At 54.8% G+C, this 24,696-nt stretch carries 20 protein-coding genes, 2 tRNA genes and 1 pseudogene; 10 read left to right on the top strand and 13 right to left on the bottom strand.

The genetic code is table 11. The features are described 5' to 3' along the window. Positions 1 to 249: 249 nt before the first annotated feature. On the top strand, positions 250 to 1,140 hold the full coding sequence (locus tag LG371_RS06340; protein ID WP_225748043.1) for an NAD(+)/NADH kinase: 891 nt from the start codon (positions 250 to 252) through the stop codon (positions 1,138 to 1,140). A gap of 56 nt (positions 1,141 to 1,196) precedes the next feature. Here LG371_RS06340 and tsaA read toward each other — a convergent pair whose 3' ends face one another. Then, on the bottom strand, positions 1,197 to 1,877 hold the full coding sequence (tsaA, locus tag LG371_RS06335) for a tRNA (N6-threonylcarbamoyladenosine(37)-N6)-methyltransferase TrmO (RefSeq protein ID WP_067595268.1): 681 nt from the start codon (positions 1,875 to 1,877) through the stop codon (positions 1,197 to 1,199). A gap of 609 nt (positions 1,878 to 2,486) precedes the next feature. Here tsaA and LG371_RS06325 point away from each other — a divergent pair. From LG371_RS06325 to tfpZ, 3 genes are all read left to right on the top strand, one after another. Then, on the top strand, positions 2,487 to 2,933 hold the full coding sequence (locus LG371_RS06325) for a pilin (RefSeq protein WP_370632661.1): 447 nt from the start codon (positions 2,487 to 2,489) through the stop codon (positions 2,931 to 2,933). A 127-nt stretch (positions 2,934 to 3,060) separates the two neighbouring features. After that, positions 3,061 to 3,489 carry a pilin gene (locus LG371_RS06320; protein ID WP_370632665.1) on the top strand — a complete coding sequence of 143 codons (429 nt, stop codon included), beginning with the start codon at positions 3,061 to 3,063 and terminating at the stop codon, positions 3,487 to 3,489. A 43-nt stretch (positions 3,490 to 3,532) separates the two neighbouring features. Beyond that, a complete protein-coding gene (gene tfpZ / locus LG371_RS06315; RefSeq protein ID WP_225748041.1) occupies positions 3,533 to 4,273 on the top strand; it encodes a TfpX/TfpZ family type IV pilin accessory protein in 741 nt (246 codons plus the stop codon). 96 nt (positions 4,274 to 4,369) lie between these two features. On the opposite strand, the gene mnmG is transcribed toward tfpZ, so the two are convergent. Further along, positions 4,370 to 6,265: a tRNA uridine-5-carboxymethylaminomethyl(34) synthesis enzyme MnmG gene (gene mnmG, locus LG371_RS06310; protein WP_225748040.1), complete on the bottom strand. Its 1,896-nt coding sequence runs from the start codon at positions 6,263 to 6,265 to the stop codon at positions 4,370 to 4,372. Positions 6,266 to 6,610: 345 nt separating this feature from the next. Here mnmG and uvrA point away from each other — a divergent pair, with 345 nt between their 5' ends. The 3 genes from uvrA (at position 6,611) to LG371_RS06295 (ending at position 11,162) form a co-directional block, all read left to right on the top strand. Next, positions 6,611 to 9,490: an excinuclease ABC subunit UvrA gene (gene uvrA, locus LG371_RS06305; RefSeq protein WP_225748039.1), complete on the top strand. Its 2,880-nt coding sequence runs from the start codon at positions 6,611 to 6,613 to the stop codon at positions 9,488 to 9,490. Continuing rightward, a complete protein-coding gene (locus LG371_RS06300; RefSeq protein WP_225748038.1) occupies positions 9,487 to 9,897 on the top strand; it encodes a hypothetical protein in 411 nt (136 codons plus the stop codon). The genes uvrA and LG371_RS06300 overlap by 4 nt, the downstream gene beginning before the upstream one ends. A gap of 107 nt (positions 9,898 to 10,004) precedes the next feature. Further along, positions 10,005 to 11,162, top strand: a complete 1,158-nt coding sequence (locus LG371_RS06295; protein ID WP_225748037.1) for a hypothetical protein — start codon at positions 10,005 to 10,007, stop codon at positions 11,160 to 11,162. Positions 11,163 to 11,398: 236 nt separating this feature from the next. Here LG371_RS06295 and LG371_RS06290 read toward each other — a convergent pair whose 3' ends face one another. The 10 genes and pseudogenes from LG371_RS06290 to recJ form a co-directional block, all read right to left on the bottom strand. After that, the gene (locus tag LG371_RS06290; protein ID WP_067595032.1) at positions 11,399 to 12,436 is read right to left on the bottom strand and encodes an ACP S-malonyltransferase; all 1,038 of its coding nucleotides are present in this window, start codon (positions 12,434 to 12,436) and stop codon (positions 11,399 to 11,401) included. Between the two features lie 482 nt (positions 12,437 to 12,918). Then, positions 12,919 to 13,389 (bottom strand): methyltransferase domain-containing protein, encoded by a 471-nt coding sequence (locus tag LG371_RS06285; RefSeq protein WP_370632660.1) that lies wholly within the window; start codon positions 13,387 to 13,389, stop codon positions 12,919 to 12,921. A gap of 719 nt (positions 13,390 to 14,108) precedes the next feature. Continuing rightward, positions 14,109 to 14,201: pseudogene (locus LG371_RS12385) on the bottom strand (TRAM domain-containing protein); the annotation flags it as partial. Between the two features lie 120 nt (positions 14,202 to 14,321). Further along, positions 14,322 to 14,504 carry a DNA gyrase inhibitor YacG gene (yacG, locus tag LG371_RS06275; RefSeq protein ID WP_067595036.1) on the bottom strand — a complete coding sequence of 61 codons (183 nt, stop codon included), beginning with the start codon at positions 14,502 to 14,504 and terminating at the stop codon, positions 14,322 to 14,324. Further along, positions 14,501 to 15,277, bottom strand: coding sequence for a cell division protein ZapD (gene zapD / locus LG371_RS06270; RefSeq protein WP_225748036.1), 777 nt, complete (start codon positions 15,275 to 15,277; stop codon positions 14,501 to 14,503). Before zapD ends, yacG begins: the two co-directional genes overlap by 4 nt. 3 nt (positions 15,278 to 15,280) lie before the next feature. Beyond that, positions 15,281 to 15,886: a dephospho-CoA kinase gene (gene coaE, locus LG371_RS06265; protein ID WP_067595042.1), complete on the bottom strand. Its 606-nt coding sequence runs from the start codon at positions 15,884 to 15,886 to the stop codon at positions 15,281 to 15,283. 1 nt (position 15,887) lies between these two features. Next, entirely contained in the window at positions 15,888 to 16,745 is an 858-nt protein-coding gene (locus tag LG371_RS06260) for an A24 family peptidase (RefSeq protein WP_067595045.1), read from the bottom strand. Positions 16,746 to 16,839: 94 nt separating this feature from the next. Next, on the bottom strand, positions 16,840 to 18,072 hold the full coding sequence (locus LG371_RS06255) for a type II secretion system F family protein (RefSeq protein WP_067595048.1): 1,233 nt from the start codon (positions 18,070 to 18,072) through the stop codon (positions 16,840 to 16,842). 36 nt (positions 18,073 to 18,108) lie between these two features. Continuing rightward, positions 18,109 to 19,785 carry a type IV-A pilus assembly ATPase PilB gene (pilB, locus tag LG371_RS06250; RefSeq protein ID WP_225748035.1) on the bottom strand — a complete coding sequence of 559 codons (1,677 nt, stop codon included), beginning with the start codon at positions 19,783 to 19,785 and terminating at the stop codon, positions 18,109 to 18,111. A 172-nt stretch (positions 19,786 to 19,957) separates the two neighbouring features. Next, positions 19,958 to 21,655, bottom strand: coding sequence for a single-stranded-DNA-specific exonuclease RecJ (recJ, locus tag LG371_RS06245; protein ID WP_225748034.1), 1,698 nt, complete (start codon positions 21,653 to 21,655; stop codon positions 19,958 to 19,960). Between the two features lie 213 nt (positions 21,656 to 21,868). Between recJ and LG371_RS06240 the strand changes: the two genes are divergently transcribed. The 3 genes from LG371_RS06240 (at position 21,869) to fumC (ending at position 23,598) form a co-directional block, all read left to right on the top strand. Beyond that, positions 21,869 to 21,944, top strand: a tRNA-Val gene (locus tag LG371_RS06240). Positions 21,945 to 21,957: 13 nt separating this feature from the next. Then, positions 21,958 to 22,034: transfer RNA gene (locus LG371_RS06235), tRNA-Asp, on the top strand. 169 nt (positions 22,035 to 22,203) lie between these two features. Next, a complete protein-coding gene (fumC, locus tag LG371_RS06230; protein ID WP_067595057.1) occupies positions 22,204 to 23,598 on the top strand; it encodes a class II fumarate hydratase in 1,395 nt (464 codons plus the stop codon). A gap of 249 nt (positions 23,599 to 23,847) precedes the next feature. Here fumC and lpxA read toward each other — a convergent pair whose 3' ends face one another. After that, positions 23,848 to 24,624: an acyl-ACP--UDP-N-acetylglucosamine O-acyltransferase gene (lpxA, locus tag LG371_RS06225; RefSeq protein ID WP_067595059.1), complete on the bottom strand. Its 777-nt coding sequence runs from the start codon at positions 24,622 to 24,624 to the stop codon at positions 23,848 to 23,850. Between the last annotated feature and the right edge of the window lie 72 nt (positions 24,625 to 24,696).

The following is a 24,696-nucleotide window of genomic DNA, read 5'->3' as shown; positions in this document are numbered from 1 at the left end:
GGGCGGGCATGAGGCTACCTGAAAATGAGCGAAGCGAATTTCTGCGAAGCTAAAATAAGCAAAGCGCGTTTCTGCGAAGCCAAAACGCGGCTGCAACCAAGTTAAAACTCAGATGAAACGGGCAGGGCATTCTAGCAGCGCAGTGGGGAAACATAAACAGCGGATCATGCCCGCGCACTGGCTGCACTTTCAGGCTACCTGAAAATCGGGTAGAGTTCTGCCTGAGTTTAACTTTCGCTTACACCCCTTATGAAGCCCAGCCAATTTCGCCGCATCGGCATCGTTACCCGCCCCCACACCCTGGAGCTGGGCGAAACCCTGTGCGAGCTGGTGTCGTTTTTTTTGACCAACGGGCTGGAAGTCTTGCTAGACGAAGAATGTGGCAGCGGCCTGCTTTCCGCCGATTTGGCGCCGTGCTGCCATCGCGTGGGCAAAGAAAACATGGGCGAGCGCTGCGATTTGGTGCTGGTGCTCGGCGGCGACGGCACGTTTTTATCCGTGGCGCGCCAGCTCGCCCCGCACCGCATCCCCCTGATGGGCGTGCACCTCGGCCACCTCGGCTTCCTCACCCAAGTGCCGCGCCAAAGCATGATTGAAGACATCTCCCGCATGCTCGCCGGCCAATACCTGCCCGAAGAGCGCATCATGCTCGAATGCAGCGTGCAGCGCGACAACGAGCCCGGCAGCACCCTACTCGCGCTCAACGAAGTGGCCATCAGCCGCGGCGGCGTTGGGCAGATGATTGAATTTGAAGTATTTATCAACCAAGAATTCGTGTATACCCAGCGCTCCGACGGCCTCATCGTTTCCACCCCCACCGGCTCCACTGCCTACGCCCTTGCCGCTGGTGGGCCCATTTTGCAATCCACCCTGCGCGCGCTCACCCTCGTGCCCATCTGCCCGCAATCCATGACCAACCGCCCCGTGGTGGTGCCCGACAGCTGCGAAATCGAAATCCTCATCACTAAGGCCGACGGCGCCCGCGTGCACTTCGACGGCCAATCCCACCTCGACCTGCACAGCATGAACCGCCTCACCATCCGCCGCTACCGCAACACCCTGCGCGTGCTCCACCCCACGGATTACCAGTATTACAAAACCCTGCGCCAGAAGCTGCATTGGGGCGAGCAGCTAGTGTAGGGCGGCGGTTGAAGCTAAGAAGGCTACCTGAAATTTTCAGGTAGCCTTCTCTCCGCTCAAACCTCTTCCACCCCTTCCACCACCGCCGTCTCCCCCTCAATCCGAAACGCCACCTCCCAGCTCCCCACCGCCATCTTATACACCCGCAGCGGCGCATCCTGATAAGCCGGGCGCGGGTCTTGCGCAATGCTCTGCTCCACCAGCAGGCAGATTTCCGGCGGCAGCTCATCCTTCCCCGCCCCTTCCGCCCACACCACCCGCAGCGGCACCGGCGGCGCAGGCGCAAAGCCCGCCGCCGCATCCGGCTTCGCCTCCACAAACGGCAGATACGGCTTAATATCCAACACCGGCGTGCTATCCAGCAAATCTGCCCCGCCGCACCACAGCCGTACCCCGCCCTCCGTATCAATCCGTTCCAGCTTCAGCAGCGAAAGCCCCAGCGGGTTTGGCCGAAACGGGCTGCGCGTGGCAAACACCCCCATCTTCCGGTTGCCGCCCAAACGCGGCGGCCGCACCAAAGGCTGCCAGCCCGCCCCCGCCACCCCGTGAAACACAAACTGCACCCACACATGGCTGAAAAGCTCCAGCCCCCGCACACAATCCGCCGAAAACTCCGGCAGCAGCTCAATACACACCCCCGCCGCCGGCACCAAGCCCGGCTGGCGCGGCACCCCAAACTTCTGCTTATAAGGCGAACGCACAAACCCCACCGCCCGCAAAGAATAAATATCACACATCATCACACCCTATATATAGACACAACACAGCCAAAAGGTTACCTGAAAACGAGGTTTCGGCAAAGCCGAAGCCGAGTTTCAGCGCAGCTAAAACTTTGTGAGGCAAAGCCGGAACCTCATTTTCAGGTAGCCGCATCAGGCTAAGGCTACCTGAAACGCCATTCCCTCCACTATAAAAAAGCGGCAAACCAAAAGCCCGCCTCCCGCCCTGAAAACCATTTCCCCGCCGCCATACCAAAAACCCGCCCAAAATCGGCAGCACGCGCAAATTGACAGGTCGGAACCCCTAAAACGGCAAACTATGCAAAAAGCAGGGCCAAAAACTGACGATAAATGTCAGTTTTCCCTGCGCGGCAATGGCAGGCAAGAAAATTTTTAGACAATACGGCAAAGCTGATATTGATATAAAATCTATATAAATCAATATACTGCTAAAGATGTGCGCCAAAAATTTCAAATTGTGGCACAGCCGTTGCTTTACCTTTCTTGTGGCGATGGCAAACAAGCCTAGCCGAATTGAAGTTTAGTTGTCTCCTTTCTTTTGGTTGAAGTCCCCGGGTCGCAAGATTCGGTTTTATGTAAGTTCCATTTTTTAACAAGGAAAATGTCATGTTGAAACAAGTACAAAAAGGTTTTACCCTGATTGAGTTGATGATCGTTATCGCCATTATCGGTATTCTAGCCGCTATCGCCCTGCCGGCTTACCAAGACTACGTTGCCCGCTCTCAGGCTACTGAAGGCTTCAAAGCTACCGCCGGCGTACAGACCGATATTGCTACTTTCTATGCTGACCAGAACAAATGGCCGGATAACAGCACTTCCGCCGGTAAGGCAATTTTGGATGGTGCTCAGGCTCTGGAAGGTAAATATTTCGCTGCAAAAGGTGTTTCTGTAAACAGTACCGATGGTTCCATTTCTATCGTATTCAGTTCTGGTGCTAACAAAGGTGAGACTCTGAAACTCAAACCGACCGCAGTTGCTGCTACTGGCCAGATTTCTAAATGGACCTGCTCTGGCTTCGCTAACAAGAGCCGTATGCCCACCAGCTGCCAGTAATCATTTAGTGGGATAACCTAACTTGGAATCCTTAGTTGGTTTCCTGCAGCCCCTCTCCGGGTTCGGAGAGGGGCTGATTTCTCAAAATGGTAGATAAAATTATATAGTTGGATAAATCATGAATAAAATAAGTGCAAATAGGGGGTTTACGCTGATTGAGCTGATGATTGTAATTGCGATCATTGGCATTTTGGCCGCCATCGCTTTGCCAGCCTATCAGGATTATATTGCCCGCGCCCAAGCCGCCGAGGCATTAAAATCCACAGAAGGGCTGAAAACCGATATCGGCACATATTATTGGCTAACTGGCGAATATCCAAAAGCCGGAAATCCCATTATGGCTACTGCTACTGCATTGGAAGGCAAGTATTCTCAGGCCGGAGGCACACAAATTACTCCCGACAATGGAGTGATCACGGTAACCTTCAATAAAGGTACAAATAATGGCAAGACGGTTGTTCTTACCCCAACCGCAAACCCAGGTAACCGCCAGATCATCACTTGGAAATGTAGCGGAACGGTAGGCGAAACGCGCTTGCCGGGCTCATGCCAGTAATTGAAATGGGTTGGATAAGATTTAAAATAAAGCGCAGACCGTGATGAGATTTAGATTAAAGGCGGCAGGCATCCATTTGCTGATTTCGGCCGTGGTGGCTTTAATCGGCATCGGCTTGGTATTTTGGGTGTGGCATCCCGCTCCGCTGCAAAAAGCGGTGGGGGTAACGCATATCTTCTTGATGATGCTGGGCATTGATGTGGTGTTGGGCCCTCTGCTCACATTATTGGTGGCCAGCAGCAAAGAGAAGAAAACGCTGAAGTTTGATTTGAGCGTGATCGCGGCGGTGCAATTGGCAGCTTATTTATACGGTATGCACAGCATTGCCGTGAGCAGGCCAGTGTATATTGCATTCGATACATTGCGCTTTGAAGTGGTGCAGGCAGATTCGGTGGTGCGCGTGGCAGAGAAAACGATTTTGCCGGCATACCAATCTAATTCTTTGTTTGCGCCGCAATGGGTGTCGGTGCGGCCATATAAAGATGCGGCTGAGCAAAGCCAGCGAACCTTTATGGAGCTGCAAGAAGGCATTTCCCCATCCATGCAGGCGGATTTGTATCAGCCGCTGAATGATGGCTGGAGTGGCATGCAGGAGCGCAAACATAGCTTGGAAGAGCTGAAGCAATATAATTCGGAAGAGCAGGTGGCGCAGGCATTGGCAGCTTACCCGCAGGCAGATGGCTATCTGCCGCTGAAAGCGCCGGCTGAAGATATGGCTGTGTTGTTGGATAGCAAGCAGAAACAAGTGCTGGGAATCGTGGATTTGCGGCCTTGGAAAGAATAGCATAAAGAATATTAACAGGCTGTTTGGAAGAGTATCCAAACAGCCTGCTTTTATTTTTCAGGTAGCCTCAAAGGCTACCTGAAAATTTTTGAGCGCTCACTTTGCATCCCTAAACCCCCGCTTCAAATGCACCATCAGCAACGCCACCGCCGCAGGCGTAACCCCCGAAATCCTGCTCGCCTGCCCCACGGTTTCGGGCTTGTGCTGGTTGAGCTTTTGCTGCACTTCGGCAGACAGGCCTTTCACTTTGCCGTAATCAATGTTTTCAGGCAGCCTTAACGTCTCAATATCCCGCCGGCTGTCGATTTCTTCGTTTTGGCGGTCGATATAGCCTTGGTATTTGACCTGGATTTCCACTTGCTCCACCACGTTTTCAGGCAGCCTGCACTCGGGTTCTGCATCGGGCAGCGTCATCAGCGCGGCGTAATCCAGATTCGGGCGGCGCAACAAATCGTGCAGGTTGGCTTCGCGGGAAAGTTTTTGCCCGAACACGCGGATTTGCTCGCTTTCAGGTAGCCTTTGCGGCGTGTACCACGTTGTTTTCAAACGCTGTATTTCGCGTTCTATGGCTTCGCGTTTTTCGTTGAACATGCGCCATTGCGCTTCGCCCACCAAGCCGATTTTGTAGCCGTCTTCGGTTAGGCGCATATCGGCGTTGTCTTCGCGCAGTTGCAGGCGGTATTCGGCGCGGCTGGTGAACATGCGGTAGGGTTCGTTCACGCCTTTGGTGATAAGGTCGTCCACCAATACGCCGAGATACGCCTGTTCGCGGCGCAGCAGGAGCGGGTCTTGTCCGCGGACGTACTGCACGGCGTTTGCTCCTGCCAATAAACCTTGTGCGGCGGCTTCTTCGTAGCCGGTCGTGCCGTTGATTTGTCCGGCAAAAAACAATCCCGCAATGGTTTTGGTTTCGAGGCTGGCTTTGAGGTTGCGCGGGTCGAAGTAGTCGTATTCGATGGCGTAGCCGGGGCGCAGGATATGGGCGTTTTCCAGGCCTTTCATGCTGCGGACGAGCGCGAGCTGGATGTCGAACGGCAGGCTGGTGGAGATACCGTTGGGGTAGTATTCGTGCGTGGTCAGGCCTTCGGGTTCGAGGAAAATCTGGTGGCTGTCTTTGTCGGCAAAGCGGTTGATTTTGTCTTCGATAGACGGGCAATAGCGCGGCCCCACGCCTTCGATTTTGCCGGTAAACATGGGGCTGCGGTCGAAGCCGCTTCGGATAATGTCGTGTGTTTTCAAATTGGTATGCGTAATCCAGCAGGACACTTGGCGCGGGTGCATATCGGCACTGCCGCGCACGGACATGACGGGCACGGGCGTGTCGCCGGGCTGTTCGGTAAGTTGGGAGAAATCGATGGTGCGCCCGTCGATGCGCGGCGGCGTGCCGGTTTTCAGACGACCTTGCGGCAGGTTCAGTTCTTTCAGGCAGCCTGAAAGCGATTGGGCGGCGGGGTCGCCCGCGCGGCCGCCTGCGTAGTTTTCCATACCGATGTGGATTTTGCCGGCGAGAAACGTGCCGGCGGTGAGCACCACGGCGCGGGCTTGGAAAGTCAGCCCCATTTGGGTGGACACGCCGGAGACGCGTCCGCCGCTGAGCGTGATGTCAGTAACCGCCTGCTGGAAAAGCTCCAGATTTTCCTGGTTTTCCAGCATTTCGCGGATGGCGGCCTTGTACAAAATGCGGTCGGCCTGAGCGCGCGTGGCACGCACCGCCGCGCCTTTGCTGGCGTTCAGGCGGCGGAACTGGATGCCCGACATATCGGCAGCCAACGCCATCGCGCCGCCGAGCGCATCGACTTCGCGCACCAAATGCCCTTTGCCGATGCCGCCGATGGAAGGGTTGCACGACATTTGTCCGAGTGTTTCGATGTTGTGTGTGAGCAAAAGCGTCTGCGCGCCCATGCGTGCGGCGGCAAGCGCGGCTTCCGTGCCGGCGTGTCCGCCGCCGACGACGATGACGTCGTAGGTTTTGGGGTAGGTGATGGTGGGCATGGTGTGTGTTGGGTTGGATAACGAAAATCGAGCGATTATACGCGGTTTTGCCGCCGAATGAGGCCACCTGAAATTTTCAGGTAGCCTCAATGGGGAGGACGAGTGTGCGCGCAGGGCTTGTTTGGCGGTATGTCTGATGATTTTTCAGGTAGCCCCTAGCCCAGCAGAGGCTACCTGAAAAATTCGGCACCGTGGGTTTGGGCGTTGTGGAAACTCGCTTCGCTCGTTTTACTCTGTTGCAGCGCATGTTTTCAGGTAGCCTTTCCGGCTGGCGGCGCGGGGCAAGAGGCTGGCTGAAAGTGCTACAATACGCAGTTTCTTTTTATTGGATTTTCCGGCTTCATCATGTGCAAACACCCTCATCAAAACCACGGCAAACCCACACACACCCGCGACAACGACACCATCCGCATCCGCGGCGCGCGCACGCATAATTTGAAAAACGTCGATTTGGACATCCCGCGCCACAAGCTGGTGGTGGTAACGGGGCTGTCGGGCAGCGGCAAATCGTCGCTGGCGTTCGACACGCTGTATGCCGAAGGGCAGCGGCGTTATGTCGAGAGTCTGTCCGCCTATGCGCGGCAGTTTTTGCAGATGATGGACAAGCCCGATGTCGATTTGATCGAAGGGCTGTCGCCCGCGATTTCCATCGAGCAGAAATCCACCAGCCACAACCCGCGTTCCACCGTCGGCACGGTTACGGAAATCCATGATTATCTGCGCCTTTTGTACGCCCGCGTCGGCACGCCGTATTGCCCCGAACACAATCTGCCGCTATCCAGCCAAACCGTATCACAGATGGTCGATGCCGTGTTGAAGCTGCCGGAAGATACGCGCGTGATGATTCTTGCGCCGGCGGTGCGCGAGCGTAAGGGCGAGTTTGTCGATTTCTTTGCAGACTTGCAGGCGCAGGGTTTTGCGCGGGTGCGCGTGGACGGCGAGGTTTATCAGTTGGACGAAGTGCCGAAGCTGGAAAAAAACATCAAGCACAATATCGATGTCGTCATTGACCGCGTGAAAGTGAAGGCGGACATCAAGCAGCGGCTGGCGGAAAGTTTTGAAACCGCGCTGCGCCACGGCAACGAGCGCGCGCTGGCGATGGAAATGGACAGCGGCGAAGAGCATTGGTTTTCCGCCCGTTTCGCCTGCCCCGTGTGTTCGTACAGCCTGCCCGAATTAGAGCCGCGCCTCTTTTCGTTCAACAACCCGATGGGTTCCTGCCCGACTTGCGACGGCTTGGGCAACACCAATTTCTTCGACCCCGAAAAAGTGGTCGCCCATCCCGAATTGTCGCTGGCAACGGGCGCGATTGACGGCTGGGACAAGCGCAACCAGTTCTATTTCCAAATGATTCAGTCGCTGGCGCGGCATTACGGTTTCGATGTGCAGGCTGCTTGGGAAACGCTACCTGAAAAAGTAAAAAAAGTCGTGCTGCACGGCTCGGGCAAAGAAGTCATTGATTTCACTTACCTGTCCGAACGCGGCACCACCTTCAACCGCAGCCACGCCTTTGAAGGCATCATCCCCAATCTCGAACGCCGCTACCGCGAAACCGACAGCGAAACCGTGCGCGAAAAACTGCGCGAATACCAAAACCACCGCGCCTGCCCAAGCTGCGGCGGCGCGCGTTTGCGCAAAGAAGCCCGCTACGTTTACGTCAGCGGCGAACCTTTGCACGAAGTTTCCGCCTGGCCGCTGACCAAAACCCACCGATTCTTTGAAACACTGGATTTGGACGGCAACAAAAAACAAATCGCCGAAAAAATCCTCAAAGAAATCACCGAACGGCTCGGCTTTTTGATTAACGTCGGGCTGGATTACCTCAATCTCTCCCGCTCCGCCGAAACCCTCTCCGGCGGCGAAGCCCAGCGCATCCGCCTCGCCAGCCAAATCGGCAGCGGTCTGACCGGCGTGATGTACGTTTTGGACGAACCCTCCATCGGGCTGCACCAGCGCGACAACGACCGCCTGCTCGCCACCCTCAAACGCCTGCGCGATTTGGGCAACAGCGTGATTGTGGTCGAACACGACGAAGACGCCATCCGCGAAGCCGATTTCGTCGTCGATATGGGCCCGGGCGCGGGCGAACACGGCGGCAACGTACTGATTGCCGACACGCCCGAAAACGTTGCCAAATGCGAACAATCCGTTACCGGACAATATTTAAGCGGCAAAAAATCCATCAGGCTACCTGAAAAACGCACGCCCGTTAATCCCGACCGAATGCTCATCCTCAAAGGCGCGCGCGGCAACAACCTCAAAAACGTAACCCTCGAATTGCCGCTCGGTTTGATTACCTGTATTACCGGCGTTTCAGGCAGCGGCAAATCCACCCTGATTAACGACACCCTCGCCAAAATCACCGCCCGCGAACTCAACCGCGCCCAAGAAGAACCCGCCCCGTATGACGACATCCACGGCCTCGAACATCTCGACAAAGTCATCAACGTCGATCAATCCCCCATCGGCAGAACCCCGCGCTCCAACCCCGCCACCTACACGGGTCTCTTCACCCCCATCCGCGAACTCTTCGCCGGCGTACCCCTCTCGCGCGAACGCGGCTACAACGTCGGCAGATTCTCCTTCAACGTTAAAGGCGGCCGCTGCGAAGCCTGCCAAGGCGACGGCGTGATTAAAGTCGAAATGCACTTCCTGCCCGACGTGTACGTCCCCTGCGAAGTCTGCCACGGCAAACGCTACAACCGCGAAACGCTCGAAATCCAATACAAAGGCAAAAACATCAGCCAAGTCCTCGACATGACCGTCGAAGAAGCCCGCGAATTTTTCGACGCCGTCCCCACCGTATCGCGCAAACTGCAAACCCTTATGGACGTAGGGCTCGGCTACATCCGCCTCGGCCAATCCGCCACCACCCTCTCCGGCGGCGAAGCCCAACGCGTCAAACTCGCCCTCGAACTCTCCAAACGCGACACCGGCAGAATGCTCTACATCCTCGACGAACCCACCACCGGCCTGCACTTCGCCGACATCGCCATGCTGCTGGAAGTCATAGGTCGTCTGAAAGGCAAAGGCAACTCGATTGTGATTATCGAGCATAATCTGGATGTGATTAAAACTGCGGATTGGATTGTGGATTTGGGGCCGGAAGGGGGAGATGGCGGGGGGAGGATTATTGCTTGTGGTAGCCCCGAGGAAGTGGCGAAGGTTAAGGGGAGTTATACTGGGAAGTATTTGAATAAAATAATTAGAGGAGCTGGTCTATGATAGATTCTATTTTGCAAAAAGTTGTAGAACCTATTTCTGAGAAATTAATTAAAACACTTTCAGAAAGATTTAAAGGTTATCTTAAAATTAAAGCTATAGAAAAGTCTGATATTTTGCCATACATTAATCTTCTATCATATACTAAAACATTATATGGAAATGATAAACCTATATTAATTTCTGAATTTTATCATGAACCAAGGATTTTAATGCCAAATAAAACAGAAGTAACACATGAAAAATTTATAGACTTAATAGCGCAAAAAGATATTTTATTACTTGGTCAAATGGGGCAAGGGAAATCTATTTTTTTGAAAAAGCTATCTTTAGATTTAATTTCAGAAGGGAAGCTTGTATTATTCTATGAATTAAGATTTTTAAAAGAAAATGATGATCTAATAAATTAATTGATTTATTAAAAGATATTACAAAACAAGATGATATATCTAAAGATTTGTTTTTTAAACTATCGGAGACAGATAATATTTATTTGATTTTTGATGGATTTGATGAAATGAGCTATAAAGTATCAGAAACATTTATCAAAAACTTAAAAAAATTATTGTTATATTCAAAATTTAATATTATTTTATCTTCCAGGCCAGAGTATTATGCTGAATATGCATCAGAGCAACTATATAAATTAGAATTAGATAAGTACCAGTTTGAAGACCAAGCTGAATTAATTAAAAAATTAATTACTCAAAAAAATAAAGACTCATTAGAATTTAATTTGGAAGAGAATGAAATTGAAATTCAAGAAATTATATCCCAAATAGAAAATAGTGAAACTGAAATTAAAAACTTATTGCAGACGCCTTTAATGGTAATTTTATATATTCTAAGGCTTCAATCAAAATATACCCCAGCTAAAAATTTAAAAGAATTTTTTACTGATTTATTTCAAGTTGCTTTTACTAGGCATGATATTACAAAAAATAACTTTCGTAGAGAAAGAAAAAGTTCACTAGGGGATAGTGAGCTTTTAGATATATTTAAATTATTTTGCTTTGATACAAAAGATTACTCTGAATTGACTTTTGACAAAACCAGATGTCTATTTCATCTAAAATCAGCCATTAATGACCTAGGCTTGCAAAGTAGAGTTACACCAGATGAAGTTTTTGATGAATACACCAAAGTAATTTGCTTTATTGTTAATGCGCATAAAAATGATCAATTTATGTTTTTACATAGAAGTATTCAAGATTTTTATGCTGCACTATATATTTCAGAGCAAGAAGCCAAAAATAAAGAATATTTTTATTCTAATATCATTGAAAATAGATATGCAGAATTCTATTCTTGCGTATTTTTCTTACAAGAAATTGATAAATTTTCTTTTATTGAAAATATCGAATTGCCAGTAATAAGAGAATTTCTTGATAGATACAAAAATTCTTGCGACCTTCCTGTTTATAAAAAAATAGAAAATATCTTTAAAAATAAATTTAAAGTAGGTAACTGGTACGCTACCAATAGGATTAGAAATAGGTTCTTTCCTGATGGTAAAGAATTTTCTGAAACAGATAGTAAAATGGTTGATGATGTAATATCTTATTTAGAAAAATATGCTTTAGATTTAGAAAGTGAATTGCAAAATAAACAGAAAGCAAATCGGAAAAGATTTTCTCCAGGTTTAGTGGTAGATTTTGATTTACATACATTATAAAATCGACAGTCTTGAATATAGATACGGCTTCCACATCAATCCAAAGCAAGCTGTAGTCTGCATCCTAAACCACCGTGTGTGCGGTACGCACGCACGCGGCTGTCTAGTTTGCAGTTTGCCATCTAAAGCTACCTGAAAGCGTGAGTTTCAACGAAGTTAAAACTCACTTCGTTCGTTTTCAGGTAGCCTTTTCTTAATTTGGCGGCAGCCGCAGGTTCAAAAAGCAGAAACCGCCGTTATCCGCCAAACAATGCCGCCTTGCCTTCCGCGCCGGAAACATCCAGCACTTCGATTCCTGCACCGTCCAGCACGGCCTGCGTCAGCATGGCCACGCCGCCGGATGGGCCGATTTCCAAAATCCACCGCACGCCCAGCGCAGCCATGCTGCGGCATTCGGCCACCCAGTCCACCGGATCCATCAGGATATTGTGCGCAATGCCGCGCGCCTGTTCCGCGTCCAAACCGCAGGCGGCCGCCCATTCGGCCACTTGCGCCACGGCGGGCAGCATGGCGGGGTGGTGGAAGCCGACTTCCACGTCCAGCCGCCACAGCAGGTTTTCAGGCGTTTGGCCGTTTGCGTCTTTCACCGTGTCCGACAACACGCCGCACACGCGCGCCACCGATTCGGGCTTGCCGCTGACGACAAAACCGTCCGCGCTGTTCTGCAAGCCGATACACGGGCGGTCTGCCGGATGCGCTTTATCTTCGGGATACAGTTCGTCAATCACGGCGGCAATCTGTCCGCGGCTCACGCCCTGCACCATCACCATCGGATGATTGCCGTCGTGCAGATACATGCCGGTTTTGCGCCCTTGCAGCGTGGCGGCCGCGCCGACCAGTTCGGCCAAGGCCAGCAATTTGGCGGTGTGCTGCGGCTCGCGTATCAGATAACGCCCGAGTATGCCCTGCGAATGCCCGATCACGCCGGCTGCCTTGCCGCTGTCCAGCCCGCGCGCTTCCAGCGTGTGCAGATTGGCGATTTGCGCAAGGAAAATGCTGGGCGCGCTCACGGCGGCACGCACCAAATCGATGCCGTCCGCGCCGTTTTCCGCCCATTTTATCGGCTCGAAACCCTGCGGGCGGGCGGCGGCAAGCTGCTCTGCCACGGGCGCCAGGATTTGGGCGGCGGCGGCGGTGATTTCGTTTGCCTTGCTCCGCGCGCCTTCTGCCAAAGCCTCGCGCAGGGTGCTGATCCAATCGAAGCCCTGCCCGGAAAAGCAGAGGGCGAAGGGTTGACTGTGCAGTTGTTCAAGTAGGCGTTTTTGTTCAGTCATGATGTTTGCTCCCGTAAGTGGTGGATTTCAAACGGCTGAAGACCTTTGCAAATTCCCCGCCTTTGGCGCATTTCTGCGCGATGCGCTTCTCAAACGCTTGACTACCCGCACGGTATGTCTGCGCGTTTGCGATACTATCGCTTTGAACTGCGCTCAAATCCGGGGTTTTGCCAAGGTCTTCTCCTGTGCCGTCCGCAAGATGCCAATTGGTGCCGGCGAATAAACTGCTTAGAGTGACTATACTGACTGTGGCGGCGGCGGGTGCTGTGTTAGGTCAAAGATTGGGTGCTTTGGGGAGGCGTGTGGGTGTGATAGAGGCTACCTGAAAACGAGCGCAGTGAGTTTCTGCGCAGCTAAAACGAATGCAGTGAGTTTTTGCGAAGCTAAAACGGGCAAAGCGGGCTTCTGCCTTGGCGGTTTTAAGGCAGAAGCCCGCTTCGTTGAGGCTGCGCTTTCAGGTAGCCTCACGCTGTGCGGGCGGGCTATTCCAGCTCGAAGCAGCCGACGGTTTCGACGTGGGCGGTTTGCGGGAACATGTTGACGATGCCGGCGCTGCGGAAGCGGTAGCCTTTGCCCACGAGCACGGCGGCGTCGCGGGCGAAGGTGGCGGGGTTGCAGGACACATAGACGATGCGGCGCGGCAGATAGGGCGGGTGCAGGGCTTGAACGAGGGCGTAGGCGCCGCTGCGGGGCGGGTCGAGCAGGATTTTGTCGAAGCGGCCCCAGGCGGCGACGGTGTGCCCGGTGGTTTGGAAAAGGTCGGCGCTGTGAAATCGGGTGCGTTCGGCGAGGCGGTTGAGGCGGGCGTTTTGCGCGGCGCGTTCAGTGAGCGCGGGGGAGCCTTCGATGCCGGTAACGTGTGCGCCGGCGGCGGCGATGGGCAGGCTGAAGTTGCCGAGGCCGCAGAAGAGGTCGGCAATGCGCTCGCCGGGCCGGGGCTGCAACAGCTGCATGGCGCGGGAAACGAGCAGGGCGTTGGCGGCGGGGTTGACTTGGGTGAAGTCGCCGGGGCGGTAGGGCAGGGTGAGCTGGTATTCGGGCAGGCTGTAGCTGAGCTGGGGGCTTTCGGGAAGGAGGGGCGGGCGGGCTGCTGCGGGCTTGCAGCCAGATGTGCCAGTGGGCGGGGAGGGCTTGGGCGGCTTGGATGAGCTGGGCGCGGGCGGCTTGGGGCAGGCGCTGGATGTGGAGGGTGAGGGCGTTGGCGGCAGGGCTGTGGTGCAGCTCGATGGTGCGCGGGCGTGCAGGCGGTTGAGTTGTTGCAGCAGGGTGCGGATGTTGCCCAGCTGGGCGGAGAGCTGGGGGCGAGGATGGGGCAGCTGTGGATGTCGATAATGCGGTGGCTGCTGCGGCTTTGGAAGCCGAGGAGGGTTTGGCCTTGGCTGTGGTGGGCGCTGAGGCGGGCGCGGTGGCGGTAGCCCCAGGCTTGGCCGTAGATGGCGGGGAGGAGGTATTGGGGGCGGACTTTGCCGAGGCGTTGGAGCTGTTCTTCGAGGATGCGTTGTTTGTAGGCGACTTGCACGCTGCTGTGGGCGTGTTGGAGGGTGCAGCCGCCGCATTGGCTGTAGTGGGGGCAGGCGGGGGCGGTGCGGTAGGGGAGGGTGAGGATGCGGGTGGCTTGGGCTTCGCTGTGATGTTTTTTGCTGCGGGTGATTTGGTAGGCAACGGTTTCTTGGGGCAGGGTGCCGGTGATGAAGGTGGTTTTGCCTTGGATGCGGGCGACGCCGCGGCCTTCGTGGTCGATGCTGTGGATGGTGGCGGTGTTCATGGTGGGGCTAGGGAAGGATGAGGCTACCTGAAAAATGTGGTGGCAGATTTTTCAGGTAGCCTTTGGGGGTTGGTTTGGTTTGCTGGAGGCTAAGCTTGCTTTTTCAGGTAGCCTTTGCGCCTATTCGTGATCGCCGGGGGAGCTGGGGGATTCTTCTTGGCTGGGGATGCGGTAGCTTTCGTCGGCCCAGGTGCCGAGGTCGATCATTTTGCAACGTTGGCTGCAAAAGGGGCGGTGGGGGCTGGCTTCGCTCCATTCTACTGGGCGGCGGCAGGTGGGGCAGGGTACGGTGGGGGTGCTCATGGTTTGTCGGTGATGGGGTCGAAGCTGCACATTTTGAGGGTGAAGGGGATGTTTTCTTCGAGCTGTTTGCCGCGGGGGCTTTCTTGGGTGGCTTGGGTGAAGCGGATGTGGGTGAAGTATTTGTTGGCGGAAATTTCAGGCAGGGTTTGGCAGGATTGGGCAACATCGACGACGAGCATGTGGATGTTGTTGCCGAGCTTGGCGTTTTGGTAGTTGCCGAGCACGGCGCAGCAGTCGAGGCTGTAGCTGTTGCGGCGCAGGATGCGCAGGAGCAGGCTGATGGCTTCGCTGGTGGGGGTGAGGGAGCGGATCCAGCAGTTGAGGTCGGCGAGGCGCTGCTCGTGGGGCAGTTGCAGCCAGTAGTGGTAGGAGGGGAGGTCGAAGGGGCTGGTGCCGCCGGATACGAGCATGCGCTGCTTCACGCCCATGAGCCATTCGTTTTCGCGCAGGTGTTGGCCGAATTTCTGCTGTACTTCTTGTAGGTTTTGGGTGGCTTGGTAGAGGGCTTCTTGCTCGGGGGTGGCGTCGTATTGTTCGCGTTCGGATTGGGAAATCTGCTGGCGCTGGCGTTCGAGCTCTTGCAGGATGTCGAGCTTGAGCTCGGCGCGGGCGGCGCAATCCATGATTTCAAACAGGGTGCCGAGGGCGGCGTGGTGCGCCCAGGCGGATTGTTGGTCGCGGGTGGTGTAGAAGCGGGAGAAGAGGTGCTCGAGGCGCAGGAAGTTGCGCACGCGTTCGGAGAGGGGGTGCTCGAAGGTGATGAGGTCGGACATGGTTCAGCTTCCGAAAAGGTGTTGGTAGATAAGGTGCTGGCGCGCCACGGCAGCGCTGAGCTCGGGCAGGCCGGCTTCGTTGCAGATGATGTCGTCGGCAATGCGGCGCCGCGCCTGGCGGCTGGCTTGGGCGGCCAGAATGCCGGCAATCATATCACGGGAGAGGCCGCTGCGTTCGGTAGTGCGGCGGATTTGCGTTTCTTCACTGCAATCGATGAGGAGGATGCGCTGCACAAGGCTTTGGAAAACAGGTTGTTCGGCAAGTAGGGGGATTTCGATGATGCCGTAGGCGGCTTGGGGGAATTGCTGCTGGCGGGCGCGGATGTCGGCGAGAATCAGCGGGTGGAGGATGCTTTCGAGCCGGGCTTTGGCTTGAGGGGATTGGAATACGAGCTGGCGCAGGTCGGCGCGTTTGAGGCTACCTGAAAAATCGAACAGGCTGCTGCCGAAGGCATCACGGATGGCGGGAAGGGCGCCGCCGCCGTCTGCGGTGAGGGCTCGGGAAACGGCATCGGCATCAATCAGCGGCACGCCGTGTTGGGCAAACAGGCGGGCGGCGGTGGATTTGCCGCTGCCGATGCCGCCGGTGAGGCCGACCCAGGCGGTCATGTTAGATAAACCCGGATTTTTGCAGCCACCAATGAATGCCTTGCAAGATATACTCGTTGGCGGCAAAAACCAGCCAGCCGGCAATGGCCAACGCGGGGCCGAAGGCGATGGGCTGGCCTTTGGCGGCACGCATCACCAGCGCGGCCACCAGCCCCACCAGCGCGGCCACGAATACGATCACAGGCAGGGTGCTCACGCCGAGCCAGGCACCGAGCGCGGCCAAGAGTTTGAAATCGCCGTAGCCCATGCCTTCTTTGCCGGTGATGAGTTTGAACAGGTGGAACAGTAGCCACAGGCTCAGGTAGCCGACCACCGTGCCGAGCAGAGCCGAGGGCAGGGGCACGAAGCCGACCTGCCAGTTGAACAACAGGCCGAGCCAAACCAGGGGCAGGGTGAGCTGGTCGGGCAGCAGTTGGGTATCGGCGTCGATAAAGGTGAGCGCCACCAGAATGGCAGTGAACACGAGGCCGCCGAGGGTGAGATAGGTGTCGCCGTAGCGCCATGCAACGATGCCGAACAGGATGCCAGTGAGCAGCTCGACGGCGGGATAGCGCCAACCGATGGGGGTGTGGCAGCTGTGGCAGCGGCCGCGCAACAAGAGGAAGCTGATAATGGGGATGTTTTGCCACGGTTTCACCGGACTGCCGCATTGGGGGCAGCGCGAGGGCGGCGTGCTGAGGTTGAACGGCTTTTGGTCTTCTTCATCCAGCGGCAGATTGAGATGCTGTTTGGCGGCGACTTGCCATTGTTTTTCCAGCATTACCGGTAGGCGGTAAATCACCACGTTGAGAAAACTGCCTACCAGTAGCCCGAGCAGGGCGGCAAAGGGGATATACAGGCTGGGTTCGAGATTGGTCATAGGGATGGGAGAGTGTGTTTTCAGGTAGCCTGCCGAGGGAAGGCTACCTGAAAACCGTTTGACGATTGATATAAAGATGCTTCAGCGATGAATACTAGCCGACTACGTTACCCAAGTTGAAGAGCGGCAGGTACATGGAAACCAGAATCACGCCGATGATGCTGCCCAATACCACCATGATGATGGGTTCCATCAAAGAGGACAAGGTCGCAACTGCTGCATCTACTTCTTCTTCATAGAATTCAGCTGCTTTGTTCAACATGTCGTCCAGTGCGCCGGATTCTTCACCAATAGAAGTCATTTGCAGAACCATATTGGGGAATAGGTTTGTGGAGTTCATGGCGCTGGTTAGCGAGGTACCTTGATTAACTTGGTTGCGGATGCTGCGGGTGGCTTCCTCATAGATAATGTTGCCTGAAGCACCGCCCACAGAATCAAGTGCTTCCACCAAGGGAACGCCAGCTGTAAACAGGGTGGCGGTAGTACGCGCCCAGCGGGCAATGGTACCTTTTTCTACAATATTGCCGAAAACAGGAAGTTTCAATAGCATGCCGTCTACTCGTTTTTGTAAATCCGGAGAGCGTTTATGCCACTGGATAAAGCCAGCTACCGCTCCGACCATACCGATAATGACCAACCAGCCCCAAGACACCATAAAATCCGAAATGCCCATCATGAATTGCGTGAGCGCAGGCATAGGGGCGTTCATGCCGTCGTATACCTTTTTAAACTCAGGCAATACGAACATCATCATAATCATAACCAGCACAATAGCTACCACAACTACTGCGATCGGGTAGGTCAGGGCACTCTTAATTTTTTTCTTAATAGCAAGGGTTTTTTCTTTATAGACGGCTAGCTTATCCAATAAGTTTTCCAGCACACCGCCAGCCTCACCCGCATCCACCAAGTTGCAATAAAAATCATCGAAATACTTGGGATGCTTGCGGAAAGCATTGGCCATGGAAGTACCTTGCTCAATGTCGTTACGCACTTCCATCAAAAGTTTAGTCATGGAGGCGTTTGAATGGCCTTTCGCCACAATATCAAATGCTTGCATCACCGGCAAGCCGGCTTTCATCATGGTGGCCAGCTGGCGGGTAAATACGGTAATGTCAGCTTGAGTGATTTTTTTCTCACGAACTTTTTTCTTTTTGCTCAAGCTGATGACTTTAATTCGGCGACGAGCCAGTTTGGCACGGGCGTCTTGTTCGTCTTTGGCCACAACTTCGCCGCGCACCATCTGCTCGGTTTCCATGTGACGGCCTTCAAACTCAAAACTCAGTCCGGTTTGCTTTTTTGTGGATTTGGTATTTTTTACAGCCATGATGATTCCCTTTTGAATTAAAACTGATTTTTAGGTTTAGTCGTTGGTGGTGGCAAGAATTTCTTCCAAGGTGGTAATGCCCTGCATTGCCTTGAGAATACCTGCCCGACGCAGATCGACCAATCCATCGGCATAAGCCTGTTCGGCAATATCCACCTCTGTGCCGTTGTTGATGATGATTTTTTGCATCGCATCGGTAACCGGCATGATTTCATACACACCGGCACGACCTTTGAAGCCTTTGCCTTTGCAGCGGTCGCAGCCCACTTGGCGGTAGAGCTGCCAATCGTCTTTTTTCAAATCTTCTTCGGTAAAGCCGACTTTCAGCAAGGCTTCGGCCGGTGGACGCTCAATCGGCTGTTTGCAGGTACACAAACGGCGAACCAAGCGCTGCGCCATAATCAGATTAACCGAGCTGGCGATGTTAAACGGCGCCACGCCCATATTCAGCATACGCGATAAGGTGGCCGGCGCATTGTTGGTATGCAGGGTTGAGAACACCATGTGGCCGGTTTGGGCAGCCTTAATGGCAATGTCGGCGGTTTCCAAGTCGCGAATCTCACCCACCATGATGATGTCCGGGTCTTGACGTAGGAAAGCCTTCAGCGCAGCAGAGAAGGTCAAGCCTTGTTTGTCGTTCACGTTTACCTGGTTGATACCGGGCAAGTTGATTTCCGCAGGGTCCTCGGCAGTGGAAATATTAACGCTGTCGGTATTCAAAATGTTCAGGCAGGTATACAGCGATACGGTTTTACCGGAACCGGTCGGGCCGGTTACCAGCACCATGCCGTAGGGACGGTGGATGGCTTCCAGTAGCAATTCTTTTTGGAAAGGCTCGAAACCCAGCTGGTTGATATTCAGCGTTGCTGCATCTGAGTTCAGAATACGCATTACGATTTTTTCGCCGAACAGCGTGGGCAGCGTGTTCACACGGAAGTCGATCGGTTTCTGGTTTTTGTTGAACTGAATCTGGATACGGCCGTCTTGCGGCACGCGCTTTTCGGAAATGTCCATTTTCGACATAACCTTGATACGCGAAGCAATCTGTCCGCGGATATTCAGCGGGGGCTGTACCACTTCGCGCAGCTGACCGTCGGTACGGAAGCGGATGCGCGCCATTTCTTCGTAGAATTCGAAATGGATATCCGAAGCCCCAGTGTTCAGGGCGTCAGACAGCACCTTGTGGATAAACTTGGCAATCGGCCCGTCTTCTTCCTCGTCGTTTACCATCATGGCGGCTGGAGCTGCTATTCCGGTGGAGTCGGAAGAAATTTCATCCAAAATCGAAGTGGAGGTTTGACTGGCAAATTCCAGCAGGCCATCCAGCTGTTCATCGTTAATGAGCACCAAATCGACCATCAGGCCGCTGGGGAAAATCAGCTTTTGGTATGTTTGCAACAAAGTAGGGTCGGAAACGCCCAAAAACAGTTTCTGGCCGCGTTTGAATAAGGGTACGCAGCGATGCTCGGTCATTTGCGCATCGTTGAGTACGTCCTGCACCATCATGGAGCGGGAATACTGCGATAAATCCAAAATGGGGTAGTGGAACAGTTTGGCCAGCAGCTGAGCCAAATCCGCTTGCTTGATGATGCCGGCCTCGGCCAGCATGGGGATGATATTTTTGTTTTGATTAATTTTTTCTCGGTATTTTTCAACCTGGTCCTGTTCGATGAGTTTGTTTTGAAACAGGACGCGCAATAGTCCGACGCTCATATATTTGCCTGAGTAAAGTAGAACGAATTTGAAAAAATCGGCACTTTATTTGCTCTTAGATTGCTGCCGACAATACCCACATTTTAGTAATAATGCTTTTACATACTATAGTTAAGATGTGATTATAAGTTAAATCACGGTAAGAATATACCGTTTGCCGAGCCGGCTCCGCTTAGGCGGCTTCCCAGTGCTCGATATACAGCTGCAATTCGCATTGGTTGCGCCACTGGTTGGCCACCGGACGGTATACGGTGCGGATTTGGGCTGGCAGTTCTTCGGTGCAGCGGAAAAACATGGCTTCCACCACCTGCCCGCCGCAATTTAGGCCGGCTTTTTTGTGTCCGTTGCCCACGATGCGCTGCCACAATACTTCGAATTGGTTGTGGAAACTGGGCGGCTGGAAGCCGTGCCCCCATACTTGCTTGGCTAGGGTTTCCGCTGTTTGCAGCGAGAGTTCGTCCGGTTTCAGGCTGCCGTCGGTTAATAAGGTGCGGGTGAGCGTGTCTTGGTCGAGCAGCTCGGCCAGCAGGGTTTCAAAGGCTACCTGAAAAGTTGGGAATGCTGCTTCGCGGATGCTGAGGCCGGCGGCCATGGCGTGCCCGCCGAATTGCAGGACGAGATTGGGGTGGCGCTTGGACAGCAAGTCGATGGCGTCGCGCAGGTGCAGGCCGGGAATCGAACGGCCGGAGCCGCGCAGTTCGCCGTTGCCGGCCGGGGCGAATACGATGGCCGGGCGGTGGAAACGGTCTTTGAGCCGGCCGGCCACGATGCCGATCACGCCTTGGTGCCAGCCGGCATGGAAGGCGGTGATGCTTAAACTGTTGCCCACGATGATTTGGTCGGCTGCCGCCACGGCTTCTTGCAGCATGGATTGCTCGATGTCTTGGCGAGCACGGTTGAGCTCGTTGAGCTGTTCGGCCAGGGCGGAGGCTTCGCCCGGTTCGCTGGAGAGCAGGCAGGCGATGCCGATGTCCATCTTATCCAGCCGGCCGGCGGCGTTGATGCGCGGGCCGATGGCAAAACCGAGGTCGAAGGGTTTAGCTTCCCGTATATCGCGTTTGGCTACCTGAAAAAGCGAGCGGATGCCGATGCGGGTTTTGCCGGCCCGCATCCGGTTGATGCCTTGCGTAACCAGGATGCGGTTGTTGTGGTCGAGGGGCACCACGTCGGCCACCGTGCCCAGTGCCACCAAATCGAGCAGGTCGGCCAGATTGGGTTCAGGTAGCCTGTTCGGGGCAAACCACTGCTGCGCGCGCAAATGTGCACGCAGTGCGGTCAGCACATAGAAAATCACGCCGACGCCGGCCAAGTTTTTGCTGGCAAAGCCGCAGCCGGGCTGGTTGGGATTAACGATGATGCAGTTTGGCAGATTGTCAGCCGGAAGGTGGTGATCGGTGATGATCACGTCCATGCCCAATTCTTTGGCGCGTTCCACGGCAGCGGCGCTGGACATGCCGTTATCTACGGTGAGCAACAGCTGTGTGCCGCGTTGGGCGGCCACTTCGGCCAAGTGCGCCGTCAGCCCGTAGCCGTGTTTGAAACGGTCGGGCACCAAAAAATCTACCATCGCCCCCATGCGGCGCAGCCCCAAGATGCCGACCGTGCAGGCGGTGGCGCCGTCCACATCGTAATCGGCAATAATCAGGATGCGCTCCTGATTGCGGATGGCTTGTGCCAGCCGCTTGGCTGCGGCTTCGATATTTTTCAATGATTGGAACGGCAGCAGGCTGCCCAGATTGGTATGCAGCTCCTCTGGAGAGCGCACGTTGCGCGCGGCAAACAGGCGGGCCAGCAGCGGCGGCGTGCCGGCATTCAGCAGGGTTTGCTCGGCCTGGGCATCGGGCTGGCGTGTGCGGATAACGGTATGCATAAACCGGGGAAGGTGATGGAATCGAAGGGTTTATTATACCTCAAATGACAGGGTGAAATGCTTGGCTAGAGGTGCGTCGGCGGAAATGCCAAAAAGTTTTTTATTTTTTAAAACAATCTAGTGGGGAAATCTGCTTAAATTTTTTCAAGATAGTGCTTGCAATAAAATGGATAGTTTGGTTTAATGCGCATCTTCTAGTGCTGTGCACGACACGGGTGATTAGCTCAGTTGGTAGAGCGTCTGCCTTACAAGCAGAATGTCGGCGGTTCGACTCCGTCATCACCCACCATTTTTTTGCGCGCGCGGTGGTAGCTCAGTTGGTTAGAGTACCGGCCTGTCACGCCGGTGGTCGCGGGTTCGAGTCCCGTCCACCGCGCCACACGAAATAAAGCCCTTCTGCTGAAAAGCAGGAGGGCTTTAACATTTCCTGCCTGCCGTGTAAAAACGAATTGATTTTGTGGTATATTCGCCCGGCTAATAAGGGTTGTGGAAACCAACTGTTTTCTGCTGAACAACCCAGATTTTCAACCAACTTCAGGAGCTGTGTAATGGAATTTCGTATTGAAAAAGACACCATGGGCGAAGTGCAGGTGCCGACCGAGCGTTATTGGGGCGCGCAAACCGAGCGTTCGCGCAACAACTTCAAAATCGGCCCGGCCGCTTCCATGCCGCAGGAAATCATTGAAGCGTTTGCCTATTTGAAAAAGGCGGCTGCCTTTGCCAATGCCGATTTGGGCGTGTTGCCGGCGGAAAAACGCGATTTGATTGCCGCCGCCTGCGATGAAATCCTGGCGCGCAAGCTGGACGGCGAATTCCCACTGGTGATTTGGCAGACCGGCTCCGGCACGCAGTCCAATATGAACCTGAACGAAGTCATTTCCAACCGCGCCCATGTGCTCAACGGCGGCAAGCTGGGTGAGAAAAGCGTGATCCATCCGAATGACGATGTGAACAAATCGCAGTCTTCCAACGACACCTATCCCACCGCCATGCACATTGCCGCTTACCAGAAAGTGGTGCGGCACACCCTGCCCGCCGTGAAGCGTTTGCAGCAGACTTTTGCCGCCAAGGCAGCCGAGTTTGCGCAGGTGGTGAAAATCGGCCGCACGCATTTGATGGATGCCACCCCGCTGACTTTGGGGCAGGAATTTTCCACCTATGCCGCCCAGCTCGCCTTCGGCATCCGCGCGCTGGAAAACACCCTGCCGCATCTGGCCGAGCTCGCCTTGGGCGGCACCGCCGTCGGCACCGGACTGAACACGCCCAAGGGTTACGATGTTCAGGTAGCCTCCTATATTGCCAAGTTTACCGGCCTGCCTTTTGTGACCGCGCCGAACAAATTTGAAGCGCTGGCCGCGCACGACGCCTTCGTGGAAACCCACGGCGCGCTCAAGCAGCTGGCCGTGTCGCTGTATAAAATTGCCAACGATATCCGCTTGTTGGCTTCCGGCCCGCGTTCCGGCATCGGCGAAATCCTGATTCCTGAAAACGAGCCCGGCTCGTCCATTATGCCTGGCAAGGTAAACCCGACCCAATGCGAGGCGCTGACCATGGTGTGCGCCCAAGTATTGGGCAACGACACCGCCATTTCCTTTGCCGGCACGCAGGGGCAGTTTCAGCTCAACGTGTTCAAACCGGTGATGGCGGCCAATTTCCTGCAATCGGCGCAGCTCTTGGCCGACGCCTGCATTTCGTTTGACGAGCACTGCGCCGCCGGCATCGAGCCGAATCTGCCGCGCATCCAGATGCAGCTCGACAATTCGCTGATGCTGGTCACCGCGCTGAACACCAAAATCGGCTACGAAAATGCCGCCAAAATCGCCAAAGCGGCGCACAAAAACGGCACCACGCTGCGCGAAGAGGCGGTGAAATCCGGCCTGCTCACGGCGGAGCAGTTTGACCAATGGGTGCGCCCGGCCGATATGGTGGGCAGCCTGAAGTGAACCTGATATCGGATTGACGCGGCTTCGCGCCGCAAAGAAAGCGCATGCCGGAAACGGTGTGCGCTTTTGTATTGGCTGGGGAAAGAGGCTACCTGAAAAACGGTGGGGTTGTTTTCAGGTAGCCTTCTGAGCAGCTTGGGGCGAATGTTTCATGCGGTATGGTTTTGTGGTTTTCTGTGAGCGACAAAAAGGCTACCTGAAAATTTCCTGCTGAGTTTTCAGGTAGCCTTTTGCTGTTTGCAGATGAATTCAGCGGATGATGCTGCGCCGGGAGTCGGCGAGGAAGTCGTTGAGGATGGCCAGCTCGGGTGCGCCGGCGGCCAGCTCGGTGATTTGGCGGCGGGCTTCTTCGAGGGGCCGGCCTTGGCGGTAGAGGATTTTGTAGGCGTTTTTCACGTTGGCGATCTGCTCGGGGGAAAAGCCGTTGCGGCGCATGCCTTCGCTGTTGATGCCGGCGGGCTCGGCGCGGTAGCCGGCGGCCATGAAGTAGGGCGGCACGTCTTTGTGCACGCCGGCGGCGAAGGCGGTCATAGCGTAGCGGCCGATTTGGCAGAATTGGAACACGAGGGTGTAGCCGCCGAGCACGACGTAGTCGCCGATGGTTACGTGGCCGGCGAGGGAGGCGTTGTTGGCGAAGATGGTGTGGCTGCCGACCACGCAGTCGTGGGCGAGGTGGCAGTAGGCCATAATCCAGTTGTCGTCGCCGATGCGGGTTTCGCCGATGCCGGTAACGGTGCCGAGGTTGAAGGTGGTGAATTCGCGGATGGTGTTGCCGTTGCCGATGATGAGGCGGGTGGGCTCGCCCTGGTATTTTTTGTCTTGCGGGATTTCGCCGAGGCTGGCGAATTGGAAGATGCGGTTGTGCTCGCCGATGGTGGTGTGGCCGTTGATGACGACGTGCGGGCCGATTTCGGTGCCGGCGCCGATTTGCACGTTGGGCCCGATCACGCTGTAGGCACCGACTTTAACGCTGCTGTCGAGCTGGGCTTGGGGGTCGATAATCGCGGTGGGGTGGATTAGGGACATGGGTTTTCCTTAATGGGGCGGCGGGCGGGAGAGGCTACCTGAAAAATGCAGCCGGGGCGGGCTTGATGGCGG

Source organism: Eikenella sp. Marseille-P7795 (genome assembly GCF_916618725.1).
Classification (GTDB): Bacteria; Pseudomonadota; Gammaproteobacteria; order Burkholderiales; family Neisseriaceae; genus Eikenella; species Eikenella longinqua.
Note: the sequence above shows the minus strand (reverse complement) of the source record. Positions and strands in the feature narration are given on the sequence as shown.

Coding starts and splice junctions, on each gene's coding strand:
- yacG (WP_067595036.1), bottom strand. CDS start 14,504: ATGAGCACCCCCACCGTACCCTGCCCCACCTGCCGCCGCCCAGTAGAA.
- LG371_RS06285 (WP_370632660.1), bottom strand. CDS start 13,389: ATGCAGCTGTTGCAGCCCCGGCCCGGCGAGCGCATTGCCGACCTCTTC.
- mnmG (WP_225748040.1), bottom strand. CDS start 6,265: ATGCCCACCATCACCTACCCCAAAACCTACGACGTCATCGTCGTCGGC.
- LG371_RS06295 (WP_225748037.1), top strand. CDS start 10,005: ATGAGCTATAAAGTATCAGAAACATTTATCAAAAACTTAAAAAAATTA.
- recJ (WP_225748034.1), bottom strand. CDS start 21,655: ATGCATACCGTTATCCGCACACGCCAGCCCGATGCCCAGGCCGAGCAA.
- zapD (WP_225748036.1), bottom strand. CDS start 15,277: ATGTCCGACCTCATCACCTTCGAGCACCCCCTCTCCGAACGCGTGCGC.
- LG371_RS06340 (WP_225748043.1), top strand. CDS start 250: ATGAAGCCCAGCCAATTTCGCCGCATCGGCATCGTTACCCGCCCCCAC.
- LG371_RS06300 (WP_225748038.1), top strand. CDS start 9,487: ATGATAGATTCTATTTTGCAAAAAGTTGTAGAACCTATTTCTGAGAAA.
- fumC (WP_067595057.1), top strand. CDS start 22,204: ATGGAATTTCGTATTGAAAAAGACACCATGGGCGAAGTGCAGGTGCCG.
- uvrA (WP_225748039.1), top strand. CDS start 6,611: ATGTGCAAACACCCTCATCAAAACCACGGCAAACCCACACACACCCGC.
- coaE (WP_067595042.1), bottom strand. CDS start 15,886: ATGACCGCCTGGGTCGGCCTCACCGGCGGCATCGGCAGCGGCAAATCC.
- lpxA (WP_067595059.1), bottom strand. CDS start 24,624: ATGTCCCTAATCCACCCCACCGCGATTATCGACCCCCAAGCCCAGCTC.
- LG371_RS06290 (WP_067595032.1), bottom strand. CDS start 12,436: ATGACTGAACAAAAACGCCTACTTGAACAACTGCACAGTCAACCCTTC.
- tfpZ (WP_225748041.1), top strand. CDS start 3,533: ATGAGATTTAGATTAAAGGCGGCAGGCATCCATTTGCTGATTTCGGCC.
- LG371_RS06260 (WP_067595045.1), bottom strand. CDS start 16,745: ATGACCAATCTCGAACCCAGCCTGTATATCCCCTTTGCCGCCCTGCTC.
- LG371_RS06255 (WP_067595048.1), bottom strand. CDS start 18,072: ATGGCTGTAAAAAATACCAAATCCACAAAAAAGCAAACCGGACTGAGT.
- LG371_RS06325 (WP_370632661.1), top strand. CDS start 2,487: ATGTTGAAACAAGTACAAAAAGGTTTTACCCTGATTGAGTTGATGATC.
- tsaA (WP_067595268.1), bottom strand. CDS start 1,877: ATGTGTGATATTTATTCTTTGCGGGCGGTGGGGTTTGTGCGTTCGCCT.
- pilB (WP_225748035.1), bottom strand. CDS start 19,785: ATGAGCGTCGGACTATTGCGCGTCCTGTTTCAAAACAAACTCATCGAA.